At 64.5% G+C, this 24,462-nt stretch carries 18 protein-coding genes and 1 tRNA gene; 10 read left to right on the top strand and 9 right to left on the bottom strand.

Features of this window, described 5'->3' with window-relative positions; translation table 11 throughout:
• Positions 1 to 31 precede the first annotated feature (31 nt).
• Both IG178_RS20695 and IG178_RS20690 read left to right on the top strand, forming a co-directional pair.
• Positions 32 to 1,804 (top strand): VanW family protein, encoded by a 1,773-nt coding sequence (locus IG178_RS20695; protein WP_193214491.1) that lies wholly within the window; start codon positions 32 to 34, stop codon positions 1,802 to 1,804.
• Positions 1,789 to 2,523, top strand: coding sequence for a L,D-transpeptidase family protein (locus tag IG178_RS20690; protein WP_226895640.1), 735 nt, complete (start codon positions 1,789 to 1,791; stop codon positions 2,521 to 2,523). The genes IG178_RS20695 and IG178_RS20690 overlap by 16 nt, the downstream gene beginning before the upstream one ends.
• On the opposite strand, the gene IG178_RS20685 is transcribed toward IG178_RS20690, so the two are convergent.
• Positions 2,508 to 2,924, bottom strand: a complete 417-nt coding sequence (locus IG178_RS20685) for a hypothetical protein (RefSeq protein WP_193214490.1) — start codon at positions 2,922 to 2,924, stop codon at positions 2,508 to 2,510. The two genes, IG178_RS20690 and IG178_RS20685, sit on opposite strands and share 16 nt — an antisense overlap.
• Before the next feature lie 372 nt (positions 2,925 to 3,296).
• Between IG178_RS20685 and IG178_RS20680 the strand changes: the two genes are divergently transcribed.
• Positions 3,297 to 3,554, top strand: a complete 258-nt coding sequence (locus IG178_RS20680) for a hypothetical protein (protein WP_193214489.1) — start codon at positions 3,297 to 3,299, stop codon at positions 3,552 to 3,554.
• Between the two features lie 90 nt (positions 3,555 to 3,644).
• Positions 3,645 to 3,998 carry a hypothetical protein gene (locus tag IG178_RS20675; protein ID WP_193214488.1) on the top strand — a complete coding sequence of 118 codons (354 nt, stop codon included), beginning with the start codon at positions 3,645 to 3,647 and terminating at the stop codon, positions 3,996 to 3,998.
• Positions 3,999 to 5,123: 1,125 nt separating this feature from the next.
• Here the strand turns inward: IG178_RS20675 and IG178_RS20670 are convergent.
• Positions 5,124 to 5,666, bottom strand: coding sequence for a hypothetical protein (locus IG178_RS20670; RefSeq protein ID WP_226895639.1), 543 nt, complete (start codon positions 5,664 to 5,666; stop codon positions 5,124 to 5,126).
• A gap of 336 nt (positions 5,667 to 6,002) precedes the next feature.
• Here IG178_RS20670 and IG178_RS20665 point away from each other — a divergent pair, with 336 nt between their 5' ends.
• Entirely contained in the window at positions 6,003 to 6,290 is a 288-nt protein-coding gene (locus IG178_RS20665; protein ID WP_193214486.1) for a hypothetical protein, read from the top strand.
• Between the two features lie 296 nt (positions 6,291 to 6,586).
• On the opposite strand, the gene IG178_RS20660 is transcribed toward IG178_RS20665, so the two are convergent.
• From IG178_RS20660 to IG178_RS20650, 3 genes are all read right to left on the bottom strand, one after another.
• Positions 6,587 to 7,309 (bottom strand): hypothetical protein, encoded by a 723-nt coding sequence (locus IG178_RS20660; RefSeq protein WP_193214485.1) that lies wholly within the window; start codon positions 7,307 to 7,309, stop codon positions 6,587 to 6,589.
• A gap of 141 nt (positions 7,310 to 7,450) precedes the next feature.
• Positions 7,451 to 7,954, bottom strand: coding sequence for a hypothetical protein (locus tag IG178_RS20655; protein ID WP_193214484.1), 504 nt, complete (start codon positions 7,952 to 7,954; stop codon positions 7,451 to 7,453).
• A gap of 151 nt (positions 7,955 to 8,105) precedes the next feature.
• Positions 8,106 to 8,315, bottom strand: coding sequence for a hypothetical protein (locus IG178_RS20650; RefSeq protein WP_193211451.1), 210 nt, complete (start codon positions 8,313 to 8,315; stop codon positions 8,106 to 8,108).
• 284 nt (positions 8,316 to 8,599) lie between these two features.
• Between IG178_RS20650 and IG178_RS20645 the strand changes: the two genes are divergently transcribed.
• Positions 8,600 to 8,676 (top strand) — tRNA-Arg (locus tag IG178_RS20645).
• A 191-nt stretch (positions 8,677 to 8,867) separates the two neighbouring features.
• Here IG178_RS20645 and IG178_RS20640 read toward each other — a convergent pair.
• Both IG178_RS20640 and IG178_RS20635 read right to left on the bottom strand, forming a co-directional pair.
• Positions 8,868 to 12,380, bottom strand: coding sequence for a beta strand repeat-containing protein (locus IG178_RS20640; protein ID WP_193214483.1), 3,513 nt, complete (start codon positions 12,378 to 12,380; stop codon positions 8,868 to 8,870).
• Positions 12,381 to 12,595: 215 nt separating this feature from the next.
• Positions 12,596 to 13,540 carry a pepsin/retropepsin-like aspartic protease family protein gene (locus IG178_RS20635; protein ID WP_193214482.1) on the bottom strand — a complete coding sequence of 315 codons (945 nt, stop codon included), beginning with the start codon at positions 13,538 to 13,540 and terminating at the stop codon, positions 12,596 to 12,598.
• Positions 13,541 to 13,726: 186 nt separating this feature from the next.
• On the opposite strand from IG178_RS20635, the gene tmk reads away from it, so the two are divergent.
• Positions 13,727 to 14,386: a dTMP kinase gene (gene tmk / locus IG178_RS20630; protein ID WP_193214481.1), complete on the top strand. Its 660-nt coding sequence runs from the start codon at positions 13,727 to 13,729 to the stop codon at positions 14,384 to 14,386.
• Positions 14,387 to 14,402: 16 nt separating this feature from the next.
• Here the strand turns inward: tmk and IG178_RS20625 are convergent, their stop codons facing one another.
• On the bottom strand, positions 14,403 to 15,053 hold the full coding sequence (locus tag IG178_RS20625) for a type II secretion system protein (protein WP_193214480.1): 651 nt from the start codon (positions 15,051 to 15,053) through the stop codon (positions 14,403 to 14,405).
• 149 nt (positions 15,054 to 15,202) lie between these two features.
• The gene (locus IG178_RS20620; RefSeq protein ID WP_193214479.1) at positions 15,203 to 15,922 is read right to left on the bottom strand and encodes a hypothetical protein; all 720 of its coding nucleotides are present in this window, start codon (positions 15,920 to 15,922) and stop codon (positions 15,203 to 15,205) included.
• 160 nt (positions 15,923 to 16,082) lie between these two features.
• On the opposite strand from IG178_RS20620, the gene hemL reads away from it, so the two are divergent.
• The 3 genes from hemL (at position 16,083) to IG178_RS20605 (ending at position 24,449) form a co-directional block, all read left to right on the top strand.
• Positions 16,083 to 17,366 carry a glutamate-1-semialdehyde 2,1-aminomutase gene (gene hemL / locus IG178_RS20615; RefSeq protein WP_193214478.1) on the top strand — a complete coding sequence of 428 codons (1,284 nt, stop codon included), beginning with the start codon at positions 16,083 to 16,085 and terminating at the stop codon, positions 17,364 to 17,366.
• A gap of 3 nt (positions 17,367 to 17,369) precedes the next feature.
• On the top strand, positions 17,370 to 18,497 hold the full coding sequence (locus tag IG178_RS20610) for a hypothetical protein (RefSeq protein WP_193214477.1): 1,128 nt from the start codon (positions 17,370 to 17,372) through the stop codon (positions 18,495 to 18,497).
• 294 nt (positions 18,498 to 18,791) lie between these two features.
• Positions 18,792 to 24,449: a LamG-like jellyroll fold domain-containing protein gene (locus IG178_RS20605; protein ID WP_193214476.1), complete on the top strand. Its 5,658-nt coding sequence runs from the start codon at positions 18,792 to 18,794 to the stop codon at positions 24,447 to 24,449.
• Positions 24,450 to 24,462: the final 13 nt, after the last annotated feature.

Raw genomic sequence — 24,462 nt, 5'->3', positions numbered from 1 at the left:
CCCGCGTTTCATCGGGTGCATCCGTTCTGACATGCCCAGCCGTTCCCAACCCGATCGCGACTCGCCGCAGCGCTGGCAGGCAGGGTTGTTTCTGGTCAAGACGCGCATCCTGCAACTGCGCCGGGCCATCGCCGACCGCAGCACCCGCCCCCCGCGCCACCCGGCGAGCCCGCATCCCGGCCCGGACCCGGTGGTCGCCGTCCGGCAGGCTCCGCTGTGGCGTGACATTTCTCCGGTCGAGTTCCCCCTCACCGCCGGCAAGGTCGAAAACCTGCGGCGGGCCGCCCGTGCTTTCCACGGGGTGGAGGTTCCCGCCGGCCAGGTCTTCAGCTTCTGGCGCCAACTCGGTCGCACGACCCGCCGGAAAGGCTTCACGTCCGGCAGGGAATTGCGCGAGGGCTGCATGGTCCCGGCCATCGGCGGCGGGCTCTGCCAGCTCAGTGGATTGATTTACCAAGCCGCGGTGGAGGCTGGGCTCGAAATCGTCGAACGCCATGCCCACTCGCGGATCGTCCCGGGATCGAGCGCCGAGCAGGACCTCGATGCCACGGTGTTCTGGAACTACGTCGATCTCAGGCTGCGCTCCCGGGACGCCTGGCGCCTGGAAGTCGAGCTCACCGCCGCAGACCTGGTCGTCCGGATCCGATCCGCCGGCGATGCGGCCCCCGCCCCCGCTCCGGTTGCCGCCACACCGGCCAATCGCCCGGCGCCATCCGGAGACTGCCTGAGTTGCGGGATGACCGAATGCTTCCGCCACCCCGCCGCGACTGCGGCCCATGCCCCGGCCATGGGTCATTCGACCTTCCTCCTCGACGCGCGGTGGCCCGAATTCGACCGCTGGTGCCGCCAGCACTCGCGGGAGAACGACCGCTGGTTCATTCCGCTCGACGGCCGCCGCTGGAAAAAGCCGGCCTACCAATGGTCTCCGCCCCCCGGCGCCCGGGTCCTGCATGCCACCATCCCCACCCTCTTCCGGTCCTTCCGTCAACGGCGCCTGCCCCAACAAGGCGCGATTCGCCAACGTGCCCTCCTCCAGGGCGACCGCGATCTGGCCGAAGCGTATGCCGCGATGGTCGACCCGCGCTGCCGGCACCTCGTGATCGCCCAGAACCTCCTGCCCCACCTGTGGCGAACCGGGGTCCTGGGCGGCCGGACCTTCGACGTCCTGATGCAACGCTGGCCGATCGAAGAACTGCAGCGCCGGCTGGACCTCGCCAAGCAGGCCCACCCGCGATCGACGACCCTCGGCGACTTCCGTGCCGACCGCTCCCTGATCCGCGAGGAAACCGAAGCCCTCGCCGCGGCCGGCCGGCTGATCACCCCGCACCGCGCGATCGCCGCGCACTTCGGGGACCGGGCCTGGCGGGTCGACTGGGAGATGCCGGAGCCCCTGGCGACCCAGCCCGCCGATCCCCCCTTCATCTTCCTCCCCGCGTCGCGCCTCGGCCGCAAGGGAGCCTTCGAGCTCGCCGCTGCCCTGCAGGAGGGCCTCGGCGCCGGCTTGAAGCACCTCGGACGCGCCACCGAAGGCGACGCCGATCCGTTCGCAGGCCTGCAGGCGTCGCCGGGCACCGCCGCCGACCTCGCCTCGGCCCGCGCCCTGGTGCTGCCTGCCTGGATCGAGCATCAACCCCGGCTCGCCCTGCTTGCCTTGGCCAGTGGCATCCCGGTCGTCGCCACCCGCGAATGCGGCTTGCCACCCCACCCGCTGCTCCATGAGGTGCCCGCCCATGACCCGGCCGCGCTGGCAGCCGTCATCCGCGCGGTCCTTCATCCCGCCCCCGCGACATGCGCCGCCTCTTGATCGCCGGGTTGATCGCCTTTTCCGCTTGTTCCCGGGCTCCCGGCCAGGTGCAGGATGAAGTCGTGCCCGCCACCCCCCTTCCCGGTCCCGAGCGAGCCAAGGCCGCCGCCGCACGGGTCCGGCCGGAACTCGAGCGCGACCTCGCCGCGAAAGGTCTCCACTTCGGTGATCCGGTCTTCCTCCGGGCATTCAAGGAAGAGGGAGAGCTCGAGCTCTGGATCCGCCGGCGGGACAGTGGGAAATACGAACTCTTCCGTACTTGGAAGATCGCCGCGCAATCGGGAAAGCTTGGACCGAAGCTCGCCGAAGGCGACCAGCAGGTCCCGGAGGGGTTCTATTTCGTGCCACCCTCAGGCATGAAGCCGGACAGCGTCTTCCATCTCGCTTTCAACATCGGTTACCCGAATACCTACGACCGCCACCACGGCCGCACCGGCACCTTCATCATGATCCACGGCAACCGCGTCTCGATCGGCTGCCTGGCGATGACCGACCCGAAGATCGAGGAGATCTACACCCTCTGCGACGCCGCCTTGAAAGGTGGACAGCCTTTCTTCCGGGTCCACCTGTTCCCCTTCCGGATGACATCGGAAAACCTGGCCCGCGAGTCGGAATGGCACGACTTCTGGATGAACCTCAAGGAAGGCTACGACCACTTCGAACGGCTGCGGGTTCCGCCCGATGTCCAGGTTGAGAACGGCCGCTACCGGTTCAAGTAGCCGCCGGAATCGGGACGATCAAAGAGCGCCGCGACGCTGGCCCGCTGCAAAACGAGAATGGTGAACACGCCAAGCGCCGTGCCCAGCGGGAAAAGCGCGCAATTCAGACCCGCGATCACGAAGCAAAAGACGCGGTTCTTCCGCTCGCCGATCCATCGGGCTGCCAGGAATTGGGCCACGGCGAAACCCCAGATCAACAGCATCAGGCCGGCGCCGATGGCGACGAACAGCCAGCCGATCCCCGGCGGCGGTGGCGAGCCCTTCGCCGGGTCCATCGCCCCCGAAACGATCAATCCGCCCATGAAGATGTAGATCCCCGGGAAGAACCCGCCGAGTGCGCACAAGCCGGTCATCACATAGTGAAAGATCGACAGCAACTTGAGATGTTCCGCGTCTTCCATGACCTGCGGTGACGGCGGCGGCCCCGATGATTGCATGCCCCACTCAAGCGGTCCTTTGAACTCGGCACCAGCCGGAATCTACTGATCTCATCCCCCAAAGCACCACTGGTCCATCCGCCGGGTCGAGGTGACAGCAAGCCGCTTGCGAATGATCGCCCCGGTGAATTCCAGGTTTCTTCCGGTCGGCATGAGATCGAGTAATCCCTTCCACCTCGGGGCCCGCGAGCGGTCCGGGCTTCCCCTGCCCTCGAATCCCTGCCCTCATTGCCGTCACCCGTTCCAACCGACCACTGCCAGCATCGCCGGGAACCTTATCAGCTTGTCATGAATGGAGAAGATTACGCCCGGTCCCGCTTCCTGTGGATACACCGCATGACCTCGCTCGCCCTGGTGGCGGGATCCCTCGCGAGGTACGCCATGACGCACGGCACCGGCTTCAGCGTCCGTGGCCATGCCGGGCTGATCTTTCCCCTCGTGTTGATCTGGCTCGCGGAAGAGCTGGCGGAAAAAGCCATCGACGCGAGCGGGGGCTGGCTGACGCCAAGCAATGCCGACCGGATCGTGCGCCTCGTCGGTTGGCTCTGGCTGATCGTCATGCTACTCCATCGGAACCGGGACCTGCTTCCATGAATCTCGTTCCCGACTCACGAACCACCTACGAAATCCCGCCATCAGACACCGCAAAAGGCGCGGCATCCGTTGAAGCCCCTCACTTCCCCCATGCCCCACAACTACGACTGCTGGAGGTGCAAACGTAGCGCACCCTTCTTCACCGAGGCGGAGTGGCAACAGCTCCGCCCGCTTCTCGACGCCGACATTGCCGTCATCAAGGCATACCGGGAGGCAACCCATGGTTCTCTTGATGAAGCGATCGAGCGCTTGCCCTTCGATTCGATCCGGCTGGTCGAACGATGGACGGGCTACCTCGAAAGGGACCCCGGCAAGCTCTACCACCATCGCCTTGCGGACTGGGGCGGCGAGTGCATGGATTGCGGCCAGCTCTTCCGCTCGCCACAGGCGTCATTCTGCGCTTCATGTGGAGCCGACTCCACACGGCAGGCACCAACAAACTGAGATGACATCCAAGGTGCCGAATTATGCCGAAGCAACGAGACTGCTTGAATCGGCTCGTGACGAATTACCCTGGAACGTACCCCGGGATGCGAGGATCGCTTGGGAAAGGGTGAAGAACCTCGTGATCAGAAACGCAGCGAAGGTTCCAGATTGGGAAACCACTCACAACAAGAAGACTGCTAGCGGAGGCGAGAAGTCGACGAAGTTCCGCGAGCCCGTCCCGCCCTCCGGGTCCAGCATCAGCCGGTCCTCCGGATCGTCCTGCAGTGCTTCCTCGAAGGGATAGCCGTAGTAGCGCGCCGGCAGCGGCCTCCATCCCCCGGCAGCTGCTCGCGCACGAAGAACTCGAGCATCCGGTCCCGCGCCCGCGGCACGCTGATGGAATCCCCCCACCCGCCCGCCGGCGCCCCGGGAGCCGGGGCCGCCCCCGCAGCCTCGATCAAGGATTCACGCCGCGGGGGAAGCAAGGAGCCGACAGGAGCAAAGCCGTGTGCCATGCGGGCGAGAGTGCAGCCAAGTCACCTCACCCTCCCGCCGCCTCATTGGTCCCCGGGGCCGGCAAATCCATCGCCCGCCGGATTCGCCAGCCATGCCAAAAGAGCCAACCAAGCCAAGCGGCACCGAGGAAAATGATGAGAAACCAGAAGGAAATGTATGTATGATCCTGGTAACCCCGATGATCTCGGGTCCATTCACGGGTCATCCACGCGGGAAAAACACGTCCTTTCTGGCGAGCTCCGATTGGGTTGCGATACGCAGATATATGCCACCACCCTCCAGGGAACTTCCCTACGCTGAAACTAACGGATCCATTCCCTTGGCTGAGACCAGTCCTTGATATCGGGCTCGTGAGATGCAGGCTGGAATAGGCGTGGTAAGAATCCGACCAAGCCCACCCGAGAAACACCAGCACCAGCAGGCCAAACCAAAAGCTCTTCCATCGGTAGAACGGTCGCGGCGGCATCGGTGTGAAGGTGAGTGAAGTAATCCCGTGATGGTGGCCGGGACGAGCCCAAAGCGATTCCCCGATTTCCTTTGCCTCTCGGTCCTGGCCTTCCCGAACCAGCTTCAGTTCGAAGCGTGCAGCGGGCTGGTCAGCGCAGCATCCTGTTCAGCTTGGATTCTCTATTCTTCGACCCGGCTTGGAAGATCGATGCGCGGGAGGCTCTTCCCAAACCGCGGTGCAAGCACCTGCCCGGAGTAAATCACGGTGTCGCCCACCGACGGCATGGGATCAAACTTGGAGAAATTCTCCAGCACAAGGCACTCATCAAGGATGACGTGATCACTATCACTCGCGGTCACTTGCCCGACAACCGTTACGGATTGAAGCTTGTACGCATCGAGGTTGTCGTGAACTTCGCGAGCGGTTCTTCGTGGCGAACCCGACAGGAAGGGGTGCTTCAGCTCGAATCGTGCGTATGGGCGTCCTGAGTGCCTCAGGTATCCCTGGACGGCCACCCGGTCGCCGGTCCGGAGGGGCCAATTCACTCCTCGGATGCTCGTTTCGATGTCGCCATCGATCACATACGAATCATCAGTCACAGCCGTGATCTTACCCCGAACCGCCACGATCTCTCCCATGAGCTTCGCCTGATCGGCACGCAGCTGATCCGAAGTGATTGGGATTCGCTGCGCAAACGTGACCCGAGTCGATGGTAGCGCCATCGCGGGACCAAGGACCAAGAGCATGCAGCCGCTATTCGCGAAACAGGCCGCAAGGAGACAAGCCAATATGTGCGCTCGATTGGTCATTAGGATTCTTGCGGAACGTCTCAGTGGAGACGCACGAACTCAAGGCCGCACGTCGGAAAAAGGAATGCGCTACGAACCCACGCAGCGGAACGCAACAAGGCGGCGATGAAGCGTCGATCTCCCACATCTTGTTGGGCTCATTTGTTACGAGACACCAACGGGGATCGACCGACTCACCCAGTGGTCCCCAACCCTTCGAAAGACGAGGAAGCCAGAACCGCCTGCGAGGTGCCCCGAAACTTGGCTGTAATGAAGTACGGCAACCGTCTCGTCGTCCGAGAGAACCAACCGGGAAAAAACCGTGAAGCCGTAAGAATCTGGGTGTGCGGCCTGAAACCTCCGCCACTCAGTCTCAGCGTCCGCTGGATCCGGTGGTGCGAGTCGGTCCAATTCTTCCCAATCTGCGAGTGTGACCTGAACGTCTTGGGGAAACCTGATGCTGCTCAGGTCATGCTCGACGAGATTAAGGTCAACGAATCGACGAACGAGCGAGTCATCGACGTGCTCACCAACGCTGTCCAACAGATCCGCGAGTAGACGCCGTGCCCGCGCTTCCGGCTCTTCATCGGGATTGGCAGCAGGAGCAAACGGATCATGGCCCTGATCCTCTGAAAGAGCCGCGTCTAGCCATGAGCACCGGGTGCTCCCCAGGACTACGAACTTGCGGGCATCTGACGGTGAAATCTCAACAAGGGCTAGAGCGATCAAGTTGCCCTCATCGGCAATAGCCTCGGTCGACACAGGATGCTGCTCACACCCCGTGACCAGGCAGATTAGAGCTGCAACGAATAGACGCATCTTTTCTCGGCCCAACGTCGAAGTCCACACATCCGCTACCGGGAGCGCACCTCCGATTCTGGTTGAGGTTTGTCGCCACCCTCCGGATCCGACTCGGAACGGGTAGCGGGTTGTCCAGCGCTGCCTTGTTCGACATTTTGCGTTGGTTCAGCGATGACTAGCGAACTCAAGAATGATTTGAAGGCGGCGTCCTCGGCCTTCCCCGTCGATGGGGAGTCGCACAGAGCGATCTGGAGAAAGCGTCGACCGTGCCTGATGCAAATGAACCGATCACGGACATCTGTCGGGCGATCGATGCCGACTGTGTCGAAGGTGAACTCAGTCACAAAATCAAAAGAGGCGCAGCCACCAATCGTCGTTGGCTTCGGATCAGCAGTAACGCGGAAATCCTGGTAGAATCCATGGGAGCAAAGCGTCGCGTCGACCATCGAATCGAGTGAGTCGAATCTCGAGTCATCGTAGGACCAAACATTGATCCCCGGGGTGAATCGCTTCGGGGTGCCGCCCCATGGCTCCTTGGAGATGTTCATCACCGACGGGGAAAGGGCGGATCGTCCACGAGCCCTACCAATGTCCTCCGCCTCTCTCGCCAACTGCTCAGGGGCAATGAAGATCCATCCTGACGGCTTGCAGAAAGTCAGCCCAAGATCAACGCTGACAAACCGCTCGTCCTTCACGAATCGGGAAGGCCCACCGTCGAGGAAGGACTGGCCCACCAACCCGCTGAGCAATTCAAGGAATTGGCGTCTACCGATCATGTATTCTTTGGTCGAACGTAAAAGCTGTGGCGACCCCGGTAACCCACCGGAGAAGCTGCGAGCAATCAATCAGCTCCCGAAGCTGGCGGCAAGAACGCAACAAAGCCGCTGATAGGGGTCGTCCACCAGCGGCTTGTTCTCCTAGTATTTTTGGCTTTGCGCAACGACCTGGAAATCATCCTCGTAGACAATCATCCCCGGCCGATCTGTCACGAGTGTCCCGACGTCGATGTCCGAGTCTTCGAGGATAGCAATGAGGTCACGAAAGACTGAAATCCACTCCTGAGCGGGTGCTGTATCCTTGAACCACGAGACGCAATCCGTACTCCATCGGCGTTCTCCAAATGGAGGACACGGAAGACCCGCATTAAGCTTCGCGAAGAGCTGTTGCGAATATTCGACGTGGTAGTCGGGCAAGCGGCCTTCCTCACCAAGAATTCGCAGGCTGGCAACCACTCCAGTGCAACGAGTCCTGCTTTGATGGTCCGATCGCACGATAAAGCGGATGTAACGGGCCATTTTCTGGAGAACAGTGTTTGTTAACCCGGTGAGCATATCGGCGAGATCCGATATGCCAACGGCTGTTTTACCGGGAGGCTGGATCGCAAGGGAGTGGCTGTCAACGAGATCCGCGATCCTTTCCACCTGTCTTGACGGTGAAAGCTTGTAAGACTCTGAGGATCATCCGCAAAGGTGAGAGAAGCTGTTACGCCTGCTTTCGAGTTCCAAAAGATCAGGAAGCCTTCAGGAATGGAACGAGTGGAAATGACCTGGCGAAACGTCCCGGCAGCCCCCCTCACCTCTCCCGCCACAGGCACTCCTTCACACCGCAGCCCTTCGACATGCGGTCGATGTCCCCTTGGAGCCGCTCGATGATCCGGTCCTGCGCCGCCAGCCGGGCATTCAGGGACGAGTAGATGATCCCCGCCAGGGTGGCGATGATGGCGCCAAGCCCGCCGATGCAGGACAGGATCCAGCCGATGGGGATGGAGACGAGCTCGTTCATGCCGTGCAAGTGAGGAGAACCTTTGAGATCGCCTCGAAACCCCGACAACTGGACCAAGGGCATCCCCAATCAACTTCACGCCCTCAGGCTCATCAAAAACCACTGCAGATCTACGGCCCCACGATCAACGTCCCGCCGTTGTGAGCCGAACTGTTTCCAACCCGAACCGGATTTTCTTCCCACCCGCTTTCGCACTCAGGTAGTAATTGCCCGGGCGCTGAGGAACCTGAATCCGAGCAGGATTCCTCAACCAGACCTCGGCAACTCACCTCCAATCAATCCCTGCACCCGTAGCTCAGTTGGATAGAGCACCCGCCTTCTAAGCGGATGGTCACTGGTTCGAATCCAGTCGGGTGTGCCATCTTTTTCAATCCCTCCAGCCTCGCAGCGGCTTGCTGGCAAGGATCCACGCCCGGTGATTCTCCATCCCACGCTTGGGAGAAACGCCGAGCCAACGGGTGGCGGAACTTCGCCGGCAGCAAGCGAACCCATGCCCAAGACGCAAAACGGCCCGCCGGCATCGGGTGCCGACGGGCCTTGAGGAGCCCCGGGTCAAGGCGCCAGCGGGAAGGTCTGGCCGGCCGAGACGAGCACGAAGAACTGCTTGGTCGAGGACAGGTTATCGACCTCGACGCTGGTCCCGGAAACACCGGTGGCCACCGGTGCGCCCCAGGTGACGAGATCGCCCGATGCATAGACATCGACCGGCCCGTCGGCGTTGAAGGAGATGACGGCTTTCAACGTACCGGGCGTGGTGCCGGCGGTCGTGGCGATGCCATCGATCGAGATCGCCGTCGCCCCGACACTGGCGGCATTCACCGTGGTGCTGCCCTCGACGAGGATGTCATTGACGTTCGCCCCGCCGTTCAGGTTGAGGGTGCCGTTGCCGGTGGCGATGATCTTGAAATTGCCGGCAATCGTCGCGGCAATGTCCACCGTCTGGCCGGCGGTATCGATCAACAGGCGGGCATCGCCGCCGGCGCTCCACGTCACGTTGGCGGCAATCGCCAGCAGGTCCGCTTCAACCAGGTTCGGGGCATCTCCGACGATCCCTCCGAAGCAGGCGCCGTCGTCCACGGAGACCTTGGTCAGGTCGGCGGGGATCGAACTGAGGTTGGCGATCCGCAGGCAGCCTTCGGAGACGACGGTGTAGTTGTAGTCGGTGTTGTTGCCCGGATTGGCGGCGATGAACATCGTGCCCGCACCGACCTTGGTGAAGCCCAGGCCTCCGCGCATCCGCGCATCCACGGTCAGGTCGACCGCCGCGTCCGACGTCACGTCCGCCACGTCGATGAAGGGGCCGTAGCTGGCGAAGCGGATGCCCCGGTTGAACGGCCCGATGGTGGACGGCACGGAGCCACCGACGGTGATGTCACCGTCGAGGTCGGAATTGACTTCCGCGAATCCGCCGCCGGAGGTGCCGGTCACGAGCGCGCCGTCGAGCAAGGTGAGCGCGGGGAGATGCGCGTGGGTGTTGACCCCGGTCACACCGCTTTCGGTGAACTCCAGCGTTCCTCCGTCGATCGTGATTCCGGCGTCCGCGAAGTCGCGCTGGAGGGCGTTGGTCCGGTTGAGCTGGAGGGTGGCACCGGCGTTCACGGTGATTTCCGATTCATCGGCCAGCGTTCGCGTGTCGGCATCCAGCACGAGGGTCCCGGCGTTGATGACGGTGTCGCCGGTGAACGTGTTCTTCTGGGAGAGGGTCACGCTGCCGCCACCGTTCTTGGCCAGGCCGGCAGGCCCGGTGATCGCGGATCCGGTGAAGGTGTAATCATTGCCCGTGGTGTTGGAGAACGTCACGGATCCCGGGGTCACGGGATTGGCAATGGCCACCGACAAGCTGCCAGGGAGCCCGCTCGCACCGTCGCCGAAGGTGACGTTGTCGGTGTCGAAGTAGCCGATCGCGCTGCCGTCGGACCAATCGGTGTCCGCGGCCAGCGACCAGGTCGCGCTCCCCGACTGGTTGGTGTAGGTGATGGCATTGGGAGTGTAGGCGATGGTCACGCTGATAACGCCACCGGTGAAACTCCACGACTGCGATGACGCCGGCACCCCTGCCACCAGCAGGTTGGTTCCCAAGACACCGTTCACCGTGGTGGCGTTCATGATCTCGAAGGTGCCGAATCCGGGAGCCACGTCGAAGGCGACCAGGTTCGCGGTGCCGGTGAGATCGAGGGTGTCGACCGTCAACAGCGCCGGGGTCGTACCGGCTCCCTGGTTGGCGAGTGCGAGGGTCGTGGACGAGGTGGTCGAATCCATCGACAGGGTGCCGATCGTCTCGACGTTGCCGGTCACGTCGAATTCCCCGCCTGTCATTTCAATGATCGAGGCATCCGGCAGGTTCCCGATGGGAGCAGCGCTGTCGCCGACGAGACGCATCACCCCGCCTTCGATTAGCCAGTGGTCCGAGGCCGAGGTGGTGTTCTCCTTGATCGTCAGCAAGCCGTCCCTGACGGTGGTCGAGCCGGTGTAGGTCGCGTGGGTGTCCCACACCATCAGCGTGCCGCTGCCATCCTTGATCAGGTTGCCGCCGCCGCTGATCGTGGCGCCGTTGGTGCGCAGGACATTGGAGACGAGAACCGTGCTGTCGGTGCCCGGCGCCAGGACAATCGTGGCGGCGGCGGGCCAGATGTAGAGGTAGTTGTTGGTCGTCTCGAGCGTTCCTCCGGCGAGCGTGAACGGGGTGTAGGTGCTGTTGCCCGCATTGCCGGAGGCGTAGCGGAAGGTGGCGCCGGGATTGACGGTCACGGGGGCGTAGCGGAGCGACGAATTGAATCCACCCGCGAGCTCCAGCACGCCGCCATCGACCGAGATCTCCCCGGCGTAGGGCATGTCATTGTCCGGAGCATCCAGGGTCAGCGTGCCGCTGCCCGACTTGACCAGCGGCCCGTTGCCGTAGAGTTCGCCGGTGAAGGCGTAGTCGTTGCCCGCCGGGTTGTCGACGGTGACGCTGCCGGGGAAGATGACGCCGTTCTGCTCGTCGAAGTCGATGCTCAAGGTCCCCGGCAAGCCGTTGGCCGAACCGTCGAAGATCACATGGTCGCCGTTGTGGTAGAAATCGGCGACGCCGCCATTGTCCCAGTCATCGGCGAAGTTGACGTCCCAGAAGGCATCGCCCGAGGAGTTGGTGTAGGTCAGTGTCCGCGGGGCGGGCGCCGATGGCAATGCGGTCACGGTGAGGATCGAGCCCGCGCCGCCATCGCTCACCAGCGTGAAGCTCGCGCCGTTGTCACCCGTGTAGGCGCCGCTGCCATCGAGATCGACGGCCAGGATGCCCGGGAAGCCGATCAAGCCGCCTCCGATCAACATCCCGCTCTGGCGCTGGTCGCTGCTGTTGCCGAAAAGGTGCTCGGCAAGGACGGTGGACACGCTTTCGGCAAGGAAGTGCACGCTTGAGCCCACCGCGACCAGGTCGACGATCGAGTTGTTGATCGGGTTTCCACCGCCGTTGAGCGTGAGCTGGCTGCCCGCCCCTTGCAGCGTGACCTGGGTGCTGGAAAGGGACTGGACGGCAAGGGTGGAAGTGTCGGAGATCGTCAGATCGCCGAACCAGACCCCGCCGTTGGGAGTCGTGCCGTTGCTGGAGGAAACGATGTCCGAGCCATTGGACAGGCTCGCCGTCCACTGGGGGGCGAAGGCCCCGACCGGGCTGGTGAAATCACCGGCGATGTTCCATTCGGCGATCCCGTTGATGACCAGATCGGAGTTGTCGAAGGTCAGCATCGTGGTCGCTCGGCTGCGGAAGATCCCCAGGAAGCGGCCGTTGGTGTTGGCGAAGCTGATATTCGCGCCGGCGTCCCAGAGCACGCCGCCGGCGATCTCTCCGGCACCGGTCGCGGAGAAGTCCTGGCTGTCGATGACATAGGATCCGGCACCGCCGAGCATGCCGTCCGTCGTCGTGAAGATGTCGTCGACGATCGGACTGCCGCTGGCGGTCCAGTTCGCCTCGTTGAAGAAATCGCCGTCCGCCGCGGCACCGGTCCACGCGTAGGGAGCGGCGGCGGCGAAGGCCAAGGTGGATCCGGCGAGCAAGGCACCGGACGCGAGCAATGGTGTTTTTGTCATGGATGTTTTTGGTGAGGTGGAACCGGGGGAGTTCGGGTCGGACCGCGGGACTCACGGAGGCCGGGAACGATTGCCGCAACATTCCCGAGATGACGGGTGCGAGACAAACGGGCCGGGGCCGTTTGAACCGGCCCCGAAAACAGGCCGGTTGGGATGGAGGCGAGCTCGCCCCTGGACATCCCTTGCCCGGGCACGCCGCCCAGCGGTCGCGGCAGCTAGCGGATCTTCTTCAGCTCCCCGAGCTGGACCACCGGCGGCACGAAGATCCGGTAGCTGCCGAAGTCAACGCGGGCTCCCAAGGCTCCGAGCGTCCGCGACCCGAGGATGCCACCGAGTCGCTGCTCGCCGGGCGGAACGACTCCTTGCAGCGGATGAACGTCGAAGCTCATCACCGGCAGCGTCACCTTGCCCCCGATGACCGGATTCCTGATCTCTGCCCTGCGGGCGCCGGTGACCTTGGCCGCACCGGCCCCGCCGATGTCCCGGCCCGGTCCGCCGAGCACGAGGCCGAGTTCTTCCGCGACCGCCGGCTCCAGCGAATTCGTGCCGGCACCGGTATCCACCAGGAAGGCATAGGTCTCGTCCGCCAGCCGGATGTCCACGTAGGCCAGGCCATGGGCGCCTTCGTGCATCGCGATCGCCTGGAGCGTCGGGTCCGAAATCGACTTGAGGTAGGCATCCGGGGCGGCCTTCCGGGGCGGCAACAGCAGCTCGCGGCGCCGCGTGTCGACCACCGCGTTCAGGCGCTTGAGAAGCCTCACCCCGACCAGGCCCTCGGGAGGAAAGAGCTTTCCGTCGAGCAAGAGCGAGGCGTGTTGAAGATCCACCGAGTAGGTGGTCATTTGGGAGAAGCGCCGGTCCCCCAGTTGGAAGCCGCCCACCTCGAACCGCTTCAGCCCGGCGTCTCCGCCGATCCCCTTCGCCTGGCCGCTGGCCTCCCCTGTCATGCCGATGCTCCGGGTGGTCTCTTCCGACAGCACCAGCAGCATGCCAGCCCCGGAGTCGACCAACAACCGGAGGTCGCGGCCTTCCACCCTGGCATCCACCAGGTAGTGGTGGGAGCCATCGGTCCGGGTCAAGGGGATCTCCTCCAGGTCGAGGCCCGGACAGGTTGTCAAAGTACCAGCCAAGGCGAGCGCGGTGATCGTCAGTTTGTTCATGGATTTCGTTAGGTCTGGCCGTCCGGCGCGGTAACCCGGCGGATCGATCGGCAGCGGCAAGCTGGCCCCGTCCAAGCGCCCGCCCCAGCACCCCGCCGGCCCTTCCTCCGCCCCCCCGCCGGGACCGGATCGCGCCCATCGGCGACGGCAGTCCCCTGCTCCCCGCCGCCCGCTTCCATCGCCGCGATGGGAATACGCCATCCGACCTTGCCGATCCCTGCCGGGTCTGGAAGCGTCGGCGCCGTTGTGACCAAAGCAAACGGCCTCTTCATCGTCCTCGAAGGCATCGACGGAACCGGCAAATCGACCCAAACCCAGCGGCTCGCCGAATGGTTCCGCTCACGCGGTCGCGAGGTGGTCGCCAGCCGGGAACCCACCGACGGGCCCTGGGGCCAGAAGATCCGGGCCACCGCGGCCACCGGCCGCTTGTCGCCGGAGGAGGAACTCGACTATTTCCTCAAGGACCGCCGCGAGCACGTCGAGCAGTTGATTGCTCCGGCCTTGGCGGCAGGGAAGGTGGTCATCCTCGACCGCTACTACTTTTCAACGATGGCCTACCAAGGCTCGCGAGGCGTCGACCCCGCGGAAATCCGGCGCCTGAACGAAGAATTTGCGCCGGTGCCCGACCTGCTGGTCATCCTTGACCTCGATGTGGACACCGCGCTGACCCGGATCGGCGGACGCGGCGACACCGCGAACGAGTTCGAAAAGGCCGACTCGCTCGCCCGATGCCGGGAGGTGTTCCTCTCGCTGGCGGACGAACCGTTCGTCCACGTGGTCCCGACCGACGCCGGGCCGGATGCGGTTCAAGACCGCATCCGGGAGATCGCGGGGAACCACGCTTGATTCCCCGCGCCGCGGCTTACTCGCCGCGCATCTCGCGCTCTTCCTCGGTCATGAACCAAGGGGAAGCACCGCTCTTGAAATCGCGCTCGATGAGCAATTCCTTGCCGGAACCATCGAGCAGCAGGCCCGCGGCGCGGCCGTTGTAGCGCTTTTCATCGGGCAGGTGGGTGCGGTCGATCAGGGCATCGCCACCGGTGGCCTCGCCGTCGGCAAGCACCAGGATCCGGGCGGGATCCTTGAAGTTGACCATCCGCTTCGGACCATCGTCCCCCTCGGCGGTTTCGAACCGGCCGACGACGGTGGCGTTCCAGCCGTAGGAAAGGTTCGGCCGGCCGCGCTTGGCGCTGAATTCCTTGTGGGCGGGGCTGTGGAAGATCTCCAGCTGGCTCTCGTTCTCCGGATCGTCGATCAGCATGCCCCACCAGTAGAGGTCGGCGGACTGGTCCTTCCACACCGGCAGCTGGCCGGCATTGTCCTGGGTGTATCCCTGCACGCGGACGCCGAGGTCGCGCACCTTGGTCAGGCTGTTGGCGAGGCGGGACTTGTCCATCGCCTTCTTGGCCATCGAAAACACCAGGGCGGCGAGTGCCGCGATGATGACAATGACGACCAACAACTCCACCAAGGTGAAGCCCTTGGTCCGCAATCCGCTCTTTGGTTTTTTCATGACTGAGATCTTCCCGCGGTGAATCCGGCGCGCCTGCTTGCGCCACCGCTCACCACGGCTTCCCCAAAGGCATCACTTCCGGGCATCGATTCAACCCGAAATCCTCCCGAGGGGCGAATTAGCGGCCGATTCCCCGCCGTCCGCCGGCCTCACCAGATGAAAACCACCGGCGGAACCACGATCTTCACGCTCGATCCCGGCGTCTGCTCGCTTTCCTCAATGGAGGTGATCACGCCGTTCTCGAACTCGATCACCGTCTTGCCCTTTTCCTCCTGGGTCACGTGGGAAAGCTGCTTGAACACCTGGCCGGACACCGGCTCGCGGACGTAGTTGTAATGGCGGACTTCCTCGTAGTCGACGAACTCCCAGCGCCCCGTCTGGCCCTTGCCGGTCTGCTTGATCGTCGTCTTGTTGGGCTTGCCGCGCGATTTGCCGGCCTCCTCCATGGTCATGCCGATCGCCAGCTGGTTCTCCTCGATCAAGGCCTGCACCTCGAGCTGCCGGGCGTGGAGTTTCTTCAGGTTCTCGACGAAATCCGGGTCCTTCGACGCAAAGGCATGGGGTCCGACCCAGCCCGACACGCCGTTCTTGGTCCCCTCGCCGCGCACCTTGTAGGCCTTGTCGGTCATTGCCTCCAGGACCACCGTCTGGTCCGCCTTCAGGGTGCCCAGCTTGCGGTTGCCGTTCTTGTCGGAATAGACCGGTGCCTCCTTGATCACGCGGAGCTGGATGGGATTCTTCACATGCTCCGCCAGATGGATCACATCGGGGTCCCGGTCGATGAGCGTCTTGCGGTCCGGCCGCCGGGACTGCGCCGAAGCCGGCAGGAACAAGGAAAGCAAGAGGGCCGAAACCAGGATGGTTTTCATAAGGAGGAATATAACGTGCCCGGAGCCAAACAAAAGCACCGCTTTCCTGAGACGCAAAGGGGCGCTCCCTATTCAGGAAAAGCCCCGGTCCGGTTCTCCCCCTTCCTGCCGCCGCCACTTCGGTGTTGGACGTTGCGGGCCCGGCGTTCAAGTTCCCGGCATGTCCGGCCCGCTTTCGCAGAAACTCTTCGCCACCGCCAAGGAACTGATTCCCGGCGGCGTCAATTCGCCCGTCCGCGCCTTCCGCAATGTCGGCGGCGAGCCTTTCTTCGTCCGACGGGCCAAGGGCAGCCGGATCACCGATGTCGATGGCAAGACCTACATCGACTACATCGGGTCGTGGGGTCCCAACATCCTCGGCCACGCGCCGACGGTCATCACCAATACCATCCACGAGGTCGCCAAGGACGGCATCTCCTTCGGGATCCCCAATCCCTTCGAGGTCGAAATGGCGCGCACCATCTGCGACTGGGTGCCCTCGGTGGAAAAGGTCCGCATGTGCTCGTCCGGCACCGAGGCGACGATGTCGGCCATCCGCCTGGCCCGCGGCTTCACCAAGCGCGACTACATCGTCAAGTTCGATGGCTGCTACCACGGCCACAGCGACTCCTTGCTGGTCGCCGCCGGCTCCGGCGCCCTGACCCACGGCGAGCCGGATTCCGCCGGCGTGCCGAAGTCCTTCGCGGAAAAGACCATCGTCCTTTCCTACAACGATCCCGAAGCCCTCGAGGCACTCTTCGCGGCCCGCGGCGAGGAGATCGCCGCGATCATCGTCGAGTCCTACCCCGCCAACGCCGGCCTGGTTTTCCCCCGGCCCGGTTACCTCGAGCTACTGTCGTCGATCACGAAAAAGCACGGCGCGCTGCTGATTTTCGACGAGGTCATGACCGGCTTCCGCCTCGGCAAGGCCGGTGTGCAGGGCCTCGAAAACCTGACGCCCGACCTGAGCTGCTTCGGCAAGGTCATCGGCGGCGGCCTGCCGGTGGGCGCATTCGGCGGCCGCGCCGAAGTGATGGACCTGCTCGCCCCGATCGGCCCGGTTTACCAGGCCGGCACACTTTCGGGAAACCCGCTCGCGATGGCCGCCGGGCTGGCCCAGCTCAAGGAATTGTCCAAGCCTTCCGGCTTCCCGCGCCTCGAGCAGCTCGGTGCCCATTTCGAGGCAGGGCTGCGCTCGCTGATGGACGCGAAAGGGATCCCCTACCGCCTCAACCGGGTCGGCTCGATGTTCTGCCTGTTCTTCACCGACCGCGAGATCGTCAACGTCGACGACGTCATGAAGCAGGACCTGGAGCTGTTCAAAAAGCTCTTCTGGGGCTGCCTCGACAAGGGCATCTACCTCGCCCCCAGCCCCTACGAAACCGGCTTCCTTTCCCTCGCCCACACCGAGGCCGACCTAGACGACACGCTCGGGGTTATCGGGGAAGTGCTCGCCTCCCTCTGACCCATGTCGTTCCTCCGCAGAGCCTTCGGAAGGAAAAAAGAAGCTCCCGGATCTGGCGGCGAGTTCACCTTCAACCAGCGCGCCAAGGCCTTCTGGGATTGGTTCTCCACATCCGCCGAGGAAATGCGGGCCGTCCAGAACCGCGGGGACGGCCGGCAGCTGCAGGAAGTTCTTTCCCCCAAGGTCAACGAGCTCCTGCCGGGCATGGCCTGGGTCCTCGGCCCGGGAACCGGCGAAGGTTTCCACTCGTTCACGCTCTCCGGGGAAGGCGTGATGTGCCGGCAGATCCTGGCCGACCAATGGCTCAAGCGATCGCCCGGAGTCGCGAACTGGACCTTCCACGCTTCCCGCCAGGCGGCGGAAACCCTGGGCCACTTCACCCTGAATGCCCGTGACCTGACCTTCCGCCCGATCGAATTCTGGGTCACGCCCGAGATCGACGAGGAAAACGAGGAAGTCGACCTGGTGCTGTGGCACCCCTTGATCGAGAAATCGGAGGATGGCTTGTGCATGCAAGCGCTGTTCCTCGTGCTCGATGAGATCTTCGGCGAATTCGGCACCTCCCGCTGGATCGGCAAGATCGAGTTCAGCAAGAAGCGCCTCGCCGAATCGATGCCGATCGCGGAGCTGAAGGATTTCGTCGCGGAAACGAGCGCGGCGCGCGGCTGGAAGATGCGCTCTCCCGTGGATACCTGGGGATCGTATTCCATTTCCCCGGAAAAGCGGAACAAGGGCCGGCACCGGCTGGACACCATAGCCGGGACTTGCGGCTGTTGGCCCGTGCTCAGCGCCTACCTGCGGGATCCTGCGGACTTCGAGGATCCGTTCCGGGAGTTGGGAGCCAGTTGGATCTACCTGACCGTCCCGACCAGCTCCCTGCCGGAGGATCGCTTGGTGGAGTCCCGCGAAGAGATGGCGGAGATCATCCATTCATCTTTGGCCATGGGCCGCCATGGCATCCCGCTCGGCGGAGCGATCGGCGAGAAATCCAGTTACCTCGATTTTTTGATCTTCGACGGAAGGAGAAGCATCGAGATCGTGCAAAACGCAGCCCGGAAGGCCGGCATGCCCGCCGATACCCGCCTCGATTTCCTCGATTCGCGACGCCAAAGCTTGCCGTTGTTCGAGTAATTCGCGGGCTAACCGTCCAGACACGCTCGCCGGGAAATCCTCCATCCCGCCCATTCCGGCGCGGATATCAGCGTTGTCCATGCAACGACATGGCCGACCCCGCATCACCCAAGTTGTTAGATTCACGGGATCCCCGATCATTCGGAGATACGTATTTACCCGTTGCTGCTCGACAGGACTGTCGGGCGGGCTTCACCTTGGTCATCGGTTTCCAAAAGTTCCGCTGACCGTATTTTCCGCAATTTCATGGACGACTCGGAACGGGAGGCCGCCGCGCCCCGCCCCCGGCTCACCATGAAACGACTTTTCCTCTCCCTCGCCCCGGCCCTCGCGACCGTGCCGCTGCATGCCGATGTCATCCGGGTTGATCCGGCGGTCGCCAGTGCCGGGGACGGCTCCACCTGGGTTACCGCGATGGATGACCTTCAGGCGGCCATTTCCGCCGCCGCGTCCGGCGACGAGATCTGGGTCGCCCAAGGCACCTACAAGGCCGGCGCTGCACGAACCGACAGCTTCAACCTGAATCCAGGGGTCAAGATTTACGGCGGCTTCCCCACCGGCGGCGGCGACGGCAGCTTCACCGCCCGCAATGCCGACCCGCTCAGCAACGCCACCGTCATCTCCGGTGACATCGATGACGACGGCACCCTGGCTGGCAACAGCTACAATCTCATCAACGCGCTGGCCGCCGATGCCGCTTCCCGGTTCGACGGCTTCACACTGATCGGCGGCAACGCGGACAACCCGGGGGAGCCCAGCGACCGAGGAGGCGCCATCACGCTCGGCGACCGCTCGCCCGTTCTCGCGAATCTCCTGATCCGCGAAAACCGCGCGGTCTACGGCGGCGGGCTGCATGCCAATGGGAGCACGTCTTTCCAGATGATCGCCTGCCGCTTCGAAGGAAACACCGCCAGCAACTCCGGAGGCGCCATCTACCTGACCAACGCCGCCTCGCCCTCCCTGACCCACGTCACTTTTACCGGAAACGAATCGCCCATCGGGGGGGCCATCCGTTCCTTCAGTTCCAACCCCACCTTCATCAGCTGCGCCTTCGCCCACAACCACTCGGCCAGCAATGGCGGGGCGCTCTACAACGACGCCGGCGGCTCGACCACGCTGCGGAACACCATCATCTGGGGCAACACCCCCGGCCCCTACAACGCCGTCACCTTCGGCGGTGGCTCCGTCGCCAATCTCATTCAGGGCCAGACCCCCAACGGCTCCACCATTCATTCCAACAGCGATCCCCGCTTCCGCAGCCAGCCGTTTTCCAACGACGGAGACTGGACGACGCCCGGCGACAACCACTACGGCGACCTGAGCCTGCTTCCCGACTCCCCCGCCATCGACTACGGTGACAACGCCGCCAACAGCCTGCCCACCGACCTTGCCGGCAACCCGAGGGTGATCAACGGCGACCTGTATGGCAGCCCGACCATCGACATTGGTCCCTTCGAGAGTCCATCCCCCACCGCTCTACCGACCGGGGAAATCCACCGCTGGACCTTCGATGGCGACACCCGCGACTCGGTCGGCGACCTCGAGCTCGCCCTCGGCGGCGAGGCGGAGATCCGCAACGGCGCCCTCGTCCTCAACGGAAACGACGCCTATGCCTCCACCCCCGCCGGTGCCCCCGTTTACCTCGGCGAGCGAACGCTGGTCGCCTGGGTATCCCCGTCCGTCCTCGATCAATCCGGAGGCGGCGTGCTGACCCTCGTCCGCACCGTTTCCGGCAGCGACACCTTCGACGGCATCGTCTACGCGGAGAGGACCAGCGGCCAGTGGATGAACGGCAGCAACAGCCTCACCCGCAGCGTGCTGAACAATGGCGGCGCCGCCGAAACCGTCACTCCCCCCGGACAGGTGATGATCGCCATCGTCTACGGCCCCGGAAACACCATCACCCTCTATCGCAACGGCTCGCTCTACAGCACGGCGGGCGCAACCCAGGGCAGCCTGGTCGGCTACCCGGTCGGCACCGGCCGCTTCCACCTCGGGCAGCGCCATCCGAACACCACCAGCACCAACCGCTTCTTCGCCGGGCTCATTGACGAGGCCCGCGTCTACAACACCGCCCTCGATGCAGGCGCGATCGCCGCCCTCCACGCGACAGGACCTACGGAAGATCTGGTAGTTCCTCCTTCGGGAGAAACCAACCTCGCCCGCGGCTCGACCGTCCGCCAGTCCCGGGTCATCCCCGTGGATAACCCGGACCGGACCGACCCGGGAATCGTCATCGACGGTTCCACCGCCTCTGGAAACCGCAACGCCGCCGCCCCGACCACGGAGAACCCCAGCCCATGGGTCGAGGTCGAACTTCCCGAAGACGCCCTGGTCGAGCGGGTGGAAATCGCCAATCTCACCAACACCCTCAGCAACACCTGCTGCTTCGCCCGCCTGCGGGACATCACCATCGAACTCCGCGACGCCTCCGGCACCGTCCTCGACAGCTCCCCCCTCCTCAATCCCGAGAACGCCGGCTACAACTTCCCGAACGGACCGCGCACCCTCGAGCACGCCTTCCACTCGGCCACGCCCGCCCGCATCGTCCGCGTGATACGCACCCCCGACCCCGACCTCTCCGGCTCCGGCGGCCGGGGGGTGCCCATCGATGACGAAGCCGGCTTCCTCGAGTTCGCCGAACTGCGCGTCTTCGGGGAGAAGATCGCCCCCGTTCCCGTGGCCACCTCGTTCTCCGCCACCTACGACTCCCGCCGCGCCGATCCCAATCCGGTCGCGCAGCTCTGGTACGACACGGAAACCGCGATCGCCAACGACTACAGCCCGTTCGACGGCTTCCTCGACAGCGGCAGCAACGTCGGCATCGTCACCGACGGCTACGAAACGGTCTGGCAGATCCGCGACCAGCTCACCAGCACCACCCTGGACAACCCTTGGAACCGCAACCTGCTCGATCCCGACGAACTGCTCCAGCTCTACGACCTCGGCTGGACCTTCACCGCCACCGTCCGCGCCCTGTCCGACCACGCCTCGCCGAACTACGCCGGCTATGCCGGCTGGGGTTTCACCGCCGGGCAAAACCCCGGCTGGGACATCGGGGCAAACGCCGCGGCCCGCGTCGGATTTGGAATCGGACGGACCGCCGCCGACAACAGCTTCTACGTCATTCCCGCGAACCAGCCCCAACTGAACCTCCCTGCCGGCACCGGCGACGACTACCACACCATCACCGCCGTCTGCCCGCCACGCAGCACGGTTTATGAATGGTTCATCGACGGCATCAGCCAGGGAACCCTCGACTTCTCCACCGCCAACATCGGCGGCCTCACCGAGAACGTCCTCGCCTTCGGCTCCGGCCGCCAGGTCCCCTCCGACGGGATCACCAACTGGAAACACGTCTCCCTCGTCACCGCGCCGCCCGCCGCCCGCCCCTCCACCGAGGGCCTCGTCTTCTACCTTCCCTTCGAACCCGGCCCCGAGGGCAACGACACCCTGGTCGAGAAATCGCAGGCCCCCGGTAGCAAGCCCGCCATCATTCCCTCCGGCCCCGGCCTCTTCCCTTCAGAGCTTATCGGCGGCATCGGACACTCGATCAATGTCCCAAATTCCACCCCCGCGCGCCACCTCGATGCCTCCGCGGCACTCCCCCCGCTGCTCGGCCTCGACTCCGTCACGCTCAGCGCCTGGGTCAAGCCCCACAGCAACGCCACCGCCCTGTTCCACTTCTACAAAAGCGATCAGGCCAGCATCGAAAGCCAGTTCCGCGTCACCTCCTTCAGCAGCATCCCGAACCTCTGGCTGCGGACCCGCAGCGGCGGCACGGATTTCGGGGAAAACATGGCCGTCCCCGTGCCCGACATCACCGACGGCCGCTGGCACCACGTCGCGGCGGTGATTTCCCCGACCCGCGCCGTCATCTACTACGATGGCCGTACCGCCATCTCCGCCCCCGGGGGAAATCCCACGGCATTCACCAGCGCCCTGAGCGGCCTCGACACCTTCGAGATCGGAAGCTGGATGCACGTCGTTGGCAACCGCTCCCACTACCGCGGCGGCCTCGACGAGGTCGCCATCTGGAACCGCGACCTGTCCGACGAGGAAATCGCCGCCCTCCACCGCCTCGGCTACCTCGGCGCGCCGCTCAGCGAGGATCAGGACAAGGACGGCATCAATTCCCTCGAGGAAGCCTCGCTCGCCACCAGCGACGGCTCGCCCGACTCCGATGGCGATGGACTGACCGACGCCGAGGAAATCGTCCTCGGCACCAATCCCGCCAGCCGCGACAGCGACGGCGACGGCATCCCCGACAATGAGGAAATCGCCAACGGCACCAACCCGCTCCTCGCGGACTCGGATGGCGACGGTTTCAGCGACAGCGACGAAACCCTCGCGCCCCGCCTCGTCGCCCGCAGCTTCGACCGGGCCCCCGACGGCTCCATCACCCTTATCTTCCAGGCCTATGGCACCGTCACCAACCTCCGCCTCGAATCGTCCGGCGAGCTAAACGCTTTCTCCACGCTCCCGGGGGTCACGATCGTTCACACCGGCGGCGGCCTCCACACCGCCACCGCCACCCCGCCCGCCGGCCAGCGTTTCTTCCGCGCCGTTTCCGATGAAGGCGCCGCCACCGACCCGCTGGACCCCACGTCATTCCTCGACACCACCTCACCGGACTCCGACGGCGACGGTCTCAGCGATGCCGCGGAAGCCACCCTCGGCACCGATCCCGGCCTCATCGACACCGATACCGACACCTTCTCGGACTTCGTCGAGATCCTGCTCGGCACCAATCAGCTCGATCCCGACTCCCATCCCGGCATCACCGATACCGACGGGGACGGTCTGACCGAAGCCCAGGAATCAGCCCTCGGCACCGACCCCAACCTGGCCGACTCCGACGACGACACCTATTCGGACCATGCCGAGGTCAACTCCGGCTCCGATCCCAATTCCGCCGCCTCCGTCCCGGGCTCCGCCATCCTGACAACGCAGAGCTTCTCACTGCTGGAAAACGGCAACATCACCCTGACCTTCCGCGTCCAGGGCGCCGCCCAGAATCTGCGCCTCCAGTCTTCCGGCGACCTCACCAGCTTCCCCGATCTCGACGCCACGCTCAATGACCTCGGCGGCGGACGCTATGCCTTCACCGCCACCCCTCCCTCCGGTCACCGCTTCTTCCGCGCGGCCGGTGACGATGCCGGCGGCGGCACCGTGAGCACCCTCACCGCCGATCTCGACCTGCCCTTGGACACCGAAGGCAGCCCGGTCACCATCTTCGATGCTCCCGAGGGTGACACCTTCACCCGCACCGTCCTCTTCTCCTCACCCTTCACCGGCTACCTCAGCTATACTGTCAGAGGCATCATGCCGAACGGCAAGCTCCTGCCCGCCGTGTCGGCCGGCCTCGCCCTGACCGGCGCGACCTCGGCCGAGATTCCGCTCACCTTCTTCAACGACCTGCTCGCCGGGGCCGCCACCCGCTACACCGTCACCCTCACCGGCAATCCCGGCCTCGTTCCCGGGCTGAACGCGAGCTTCACCGTCGCGGTGACCGACGACGACGCCATCTGGAGCGGCACCTTCGGCACCGCCACCGAGCAGCTCGGCTTTGTCTTTGAATCCCTCACCGACGGCACCACCACCCGCCAGCACCTGACGGCGACGGAGGCCTCAGGACTGTTCCCGCGCGGCACCTTCCCGGTCTCCGCCGCCTTCGGTCCCACCACTTTCTCGGCCAGCGCCGCGAACATCCCGCTGCTGCGCGAGCTGCCCGGCATCACCGCGTCCCCGTCGACCCTTGCCGCCCTGCAACTGGCCTCCGACGACGCACTGCCTGGCCAGGAGGTCACGCCCGCCACCATCACCGGCGTCGCCACCCTGATGCTCGCCCCGCCCAAGGGCACCCCCGCGGAGGTGATTGGAACCTTCCATCTCCAGTTGCAGCCCCCGCCGCCACCCTCCACCGACCTTCACCTCGCCCCCTCCCCGTGAATCTCCGGCCGCA

This window comes from Neoluteolibacter marinus, assembly GCF_014904755.1.
Classification (GTDB): domain Bacteria; phylum Verrucomicrobiota; class Verrucomicrobiia; order Verrucomicrobiales; family Akkermansiaceae; genus Haloferula; species Haloferula marina.
This window is presented reverse-complemented; position numbering and strand designations above follow the sequence as displayed.

Coding starts and splice junctions, on each gene's coding strand:
- IG178_RS20665 (WP_193214486.1), top strand. CDS start 6,003: ATGAAGTACGGCAACCGTCTCGTCGTCCGAGAGAACCAACCGGGAAAA.
- IG178_RS20660 (WP_193214485.1), bottom strand. CDS start 7,309: ATGATCGGTAGACGCCAATTCCTTGAATTGCTCAGCGGGTTGGTGGGC.
- IG178_RS20675 (WP_193214488.1), top strand. CDS start 3,645: ATGCCCCACAACTACGACTGCTGGAGGTGCAAACGTAGCGCACCCTTC.
- IG178_RS20680 (WP_193214489.1), top strand. CDS start 3,297: ATGACCTCGCTCGCCCTGGTGGCGGGATCCCTCGCGAGGTACGCCATG.
- IG178_RS20685 (WP_193214490.1), bottom strand. CDS start 2,924: ATGGAAGACGCGGAACATCTCAAGTTGCTGTCGATCTTTCACTATGTG.
- IG178_RS20695 (WP_193214491.1), top strand. CDS start 32: ATGCCCAGCCGTTCCCAACCCGATCGCGACTCGCCGCAGCGCTGGCAG.
- hemL (WP_193214478.1), top strand. CDS start 16,083: ATGTCCGGCCCGCTTTCGCAGAAACTCTTCGCCACCGCCAAGGAACTG.
- IG178_RS20635 (WP_193214482.1), bottom strand. CDS start 13,540: ATGAACAAACTGACGATCACCGCGCTCGCCTTGGCTGGTACTTTGACA.
- IG178_RS20610 (WP_193214477.1), top strand. CDS start 17,370: ATGTCGTTCCTCCGCAGAGCCTTCGGAAGGAAAAAAGAAGCTCCCGGA.
- IG178_RS20640 (WP_193214483.1), bottom strand. CDS start 12,380: ATGACAAAAACACCATTGCTCGCGTCCGGTGCCTTGCTCGCCGGATCC.
- IG178_RS20650 (WP_193211451.1), bottom strand. CDS start 8,315: ATGAACGAGCTCGTCTCCATCCCCATCGGCTGGATCCTGTCCTGCATC.
- IG178_RS20620 (WP_193214479.1), bottom strand. CDS start 15,922: ATGAAAACCATCCTGGTTTCGGCCCTCTTGCTTTCCTTGTTCCTGCCG.
- IG178_RS20670 (WP_226895639.1), bottom strand. CDS start 5,666: ATGGCGCTACCATCGACTCGGGTCACGTTTGCGCAGCGAATCCCAATC.
- IG178_RS20625 (WP_193214480.1), bottom strand. CDS start 15,053: ATGAAAAAACCAAAGAGCGGATTGCGGACCAAGGGCTTCACCTTGGTG.
- tmk (WP_193214481.1), top strand. CDS start 13,727: ATGGGAATACGCCATCCGACCTTGCCGATCCCTGCCGGGTCTGGAAGC.
- IG178_RS20690 (WP_226895640.1), top strand. CDS start 1,789: ATGCGCCGCCTCTTGATCGCCGGGTTGATCGCCTTTTCCGCTTGTTCC.
- IG178_RS20605 (WP_193214476.1), top strand. CDS start 18,792: ATGAAACGACTTTTCCTCTCCCTCGCCCCGGCCCTCGCGACCGTGCCG.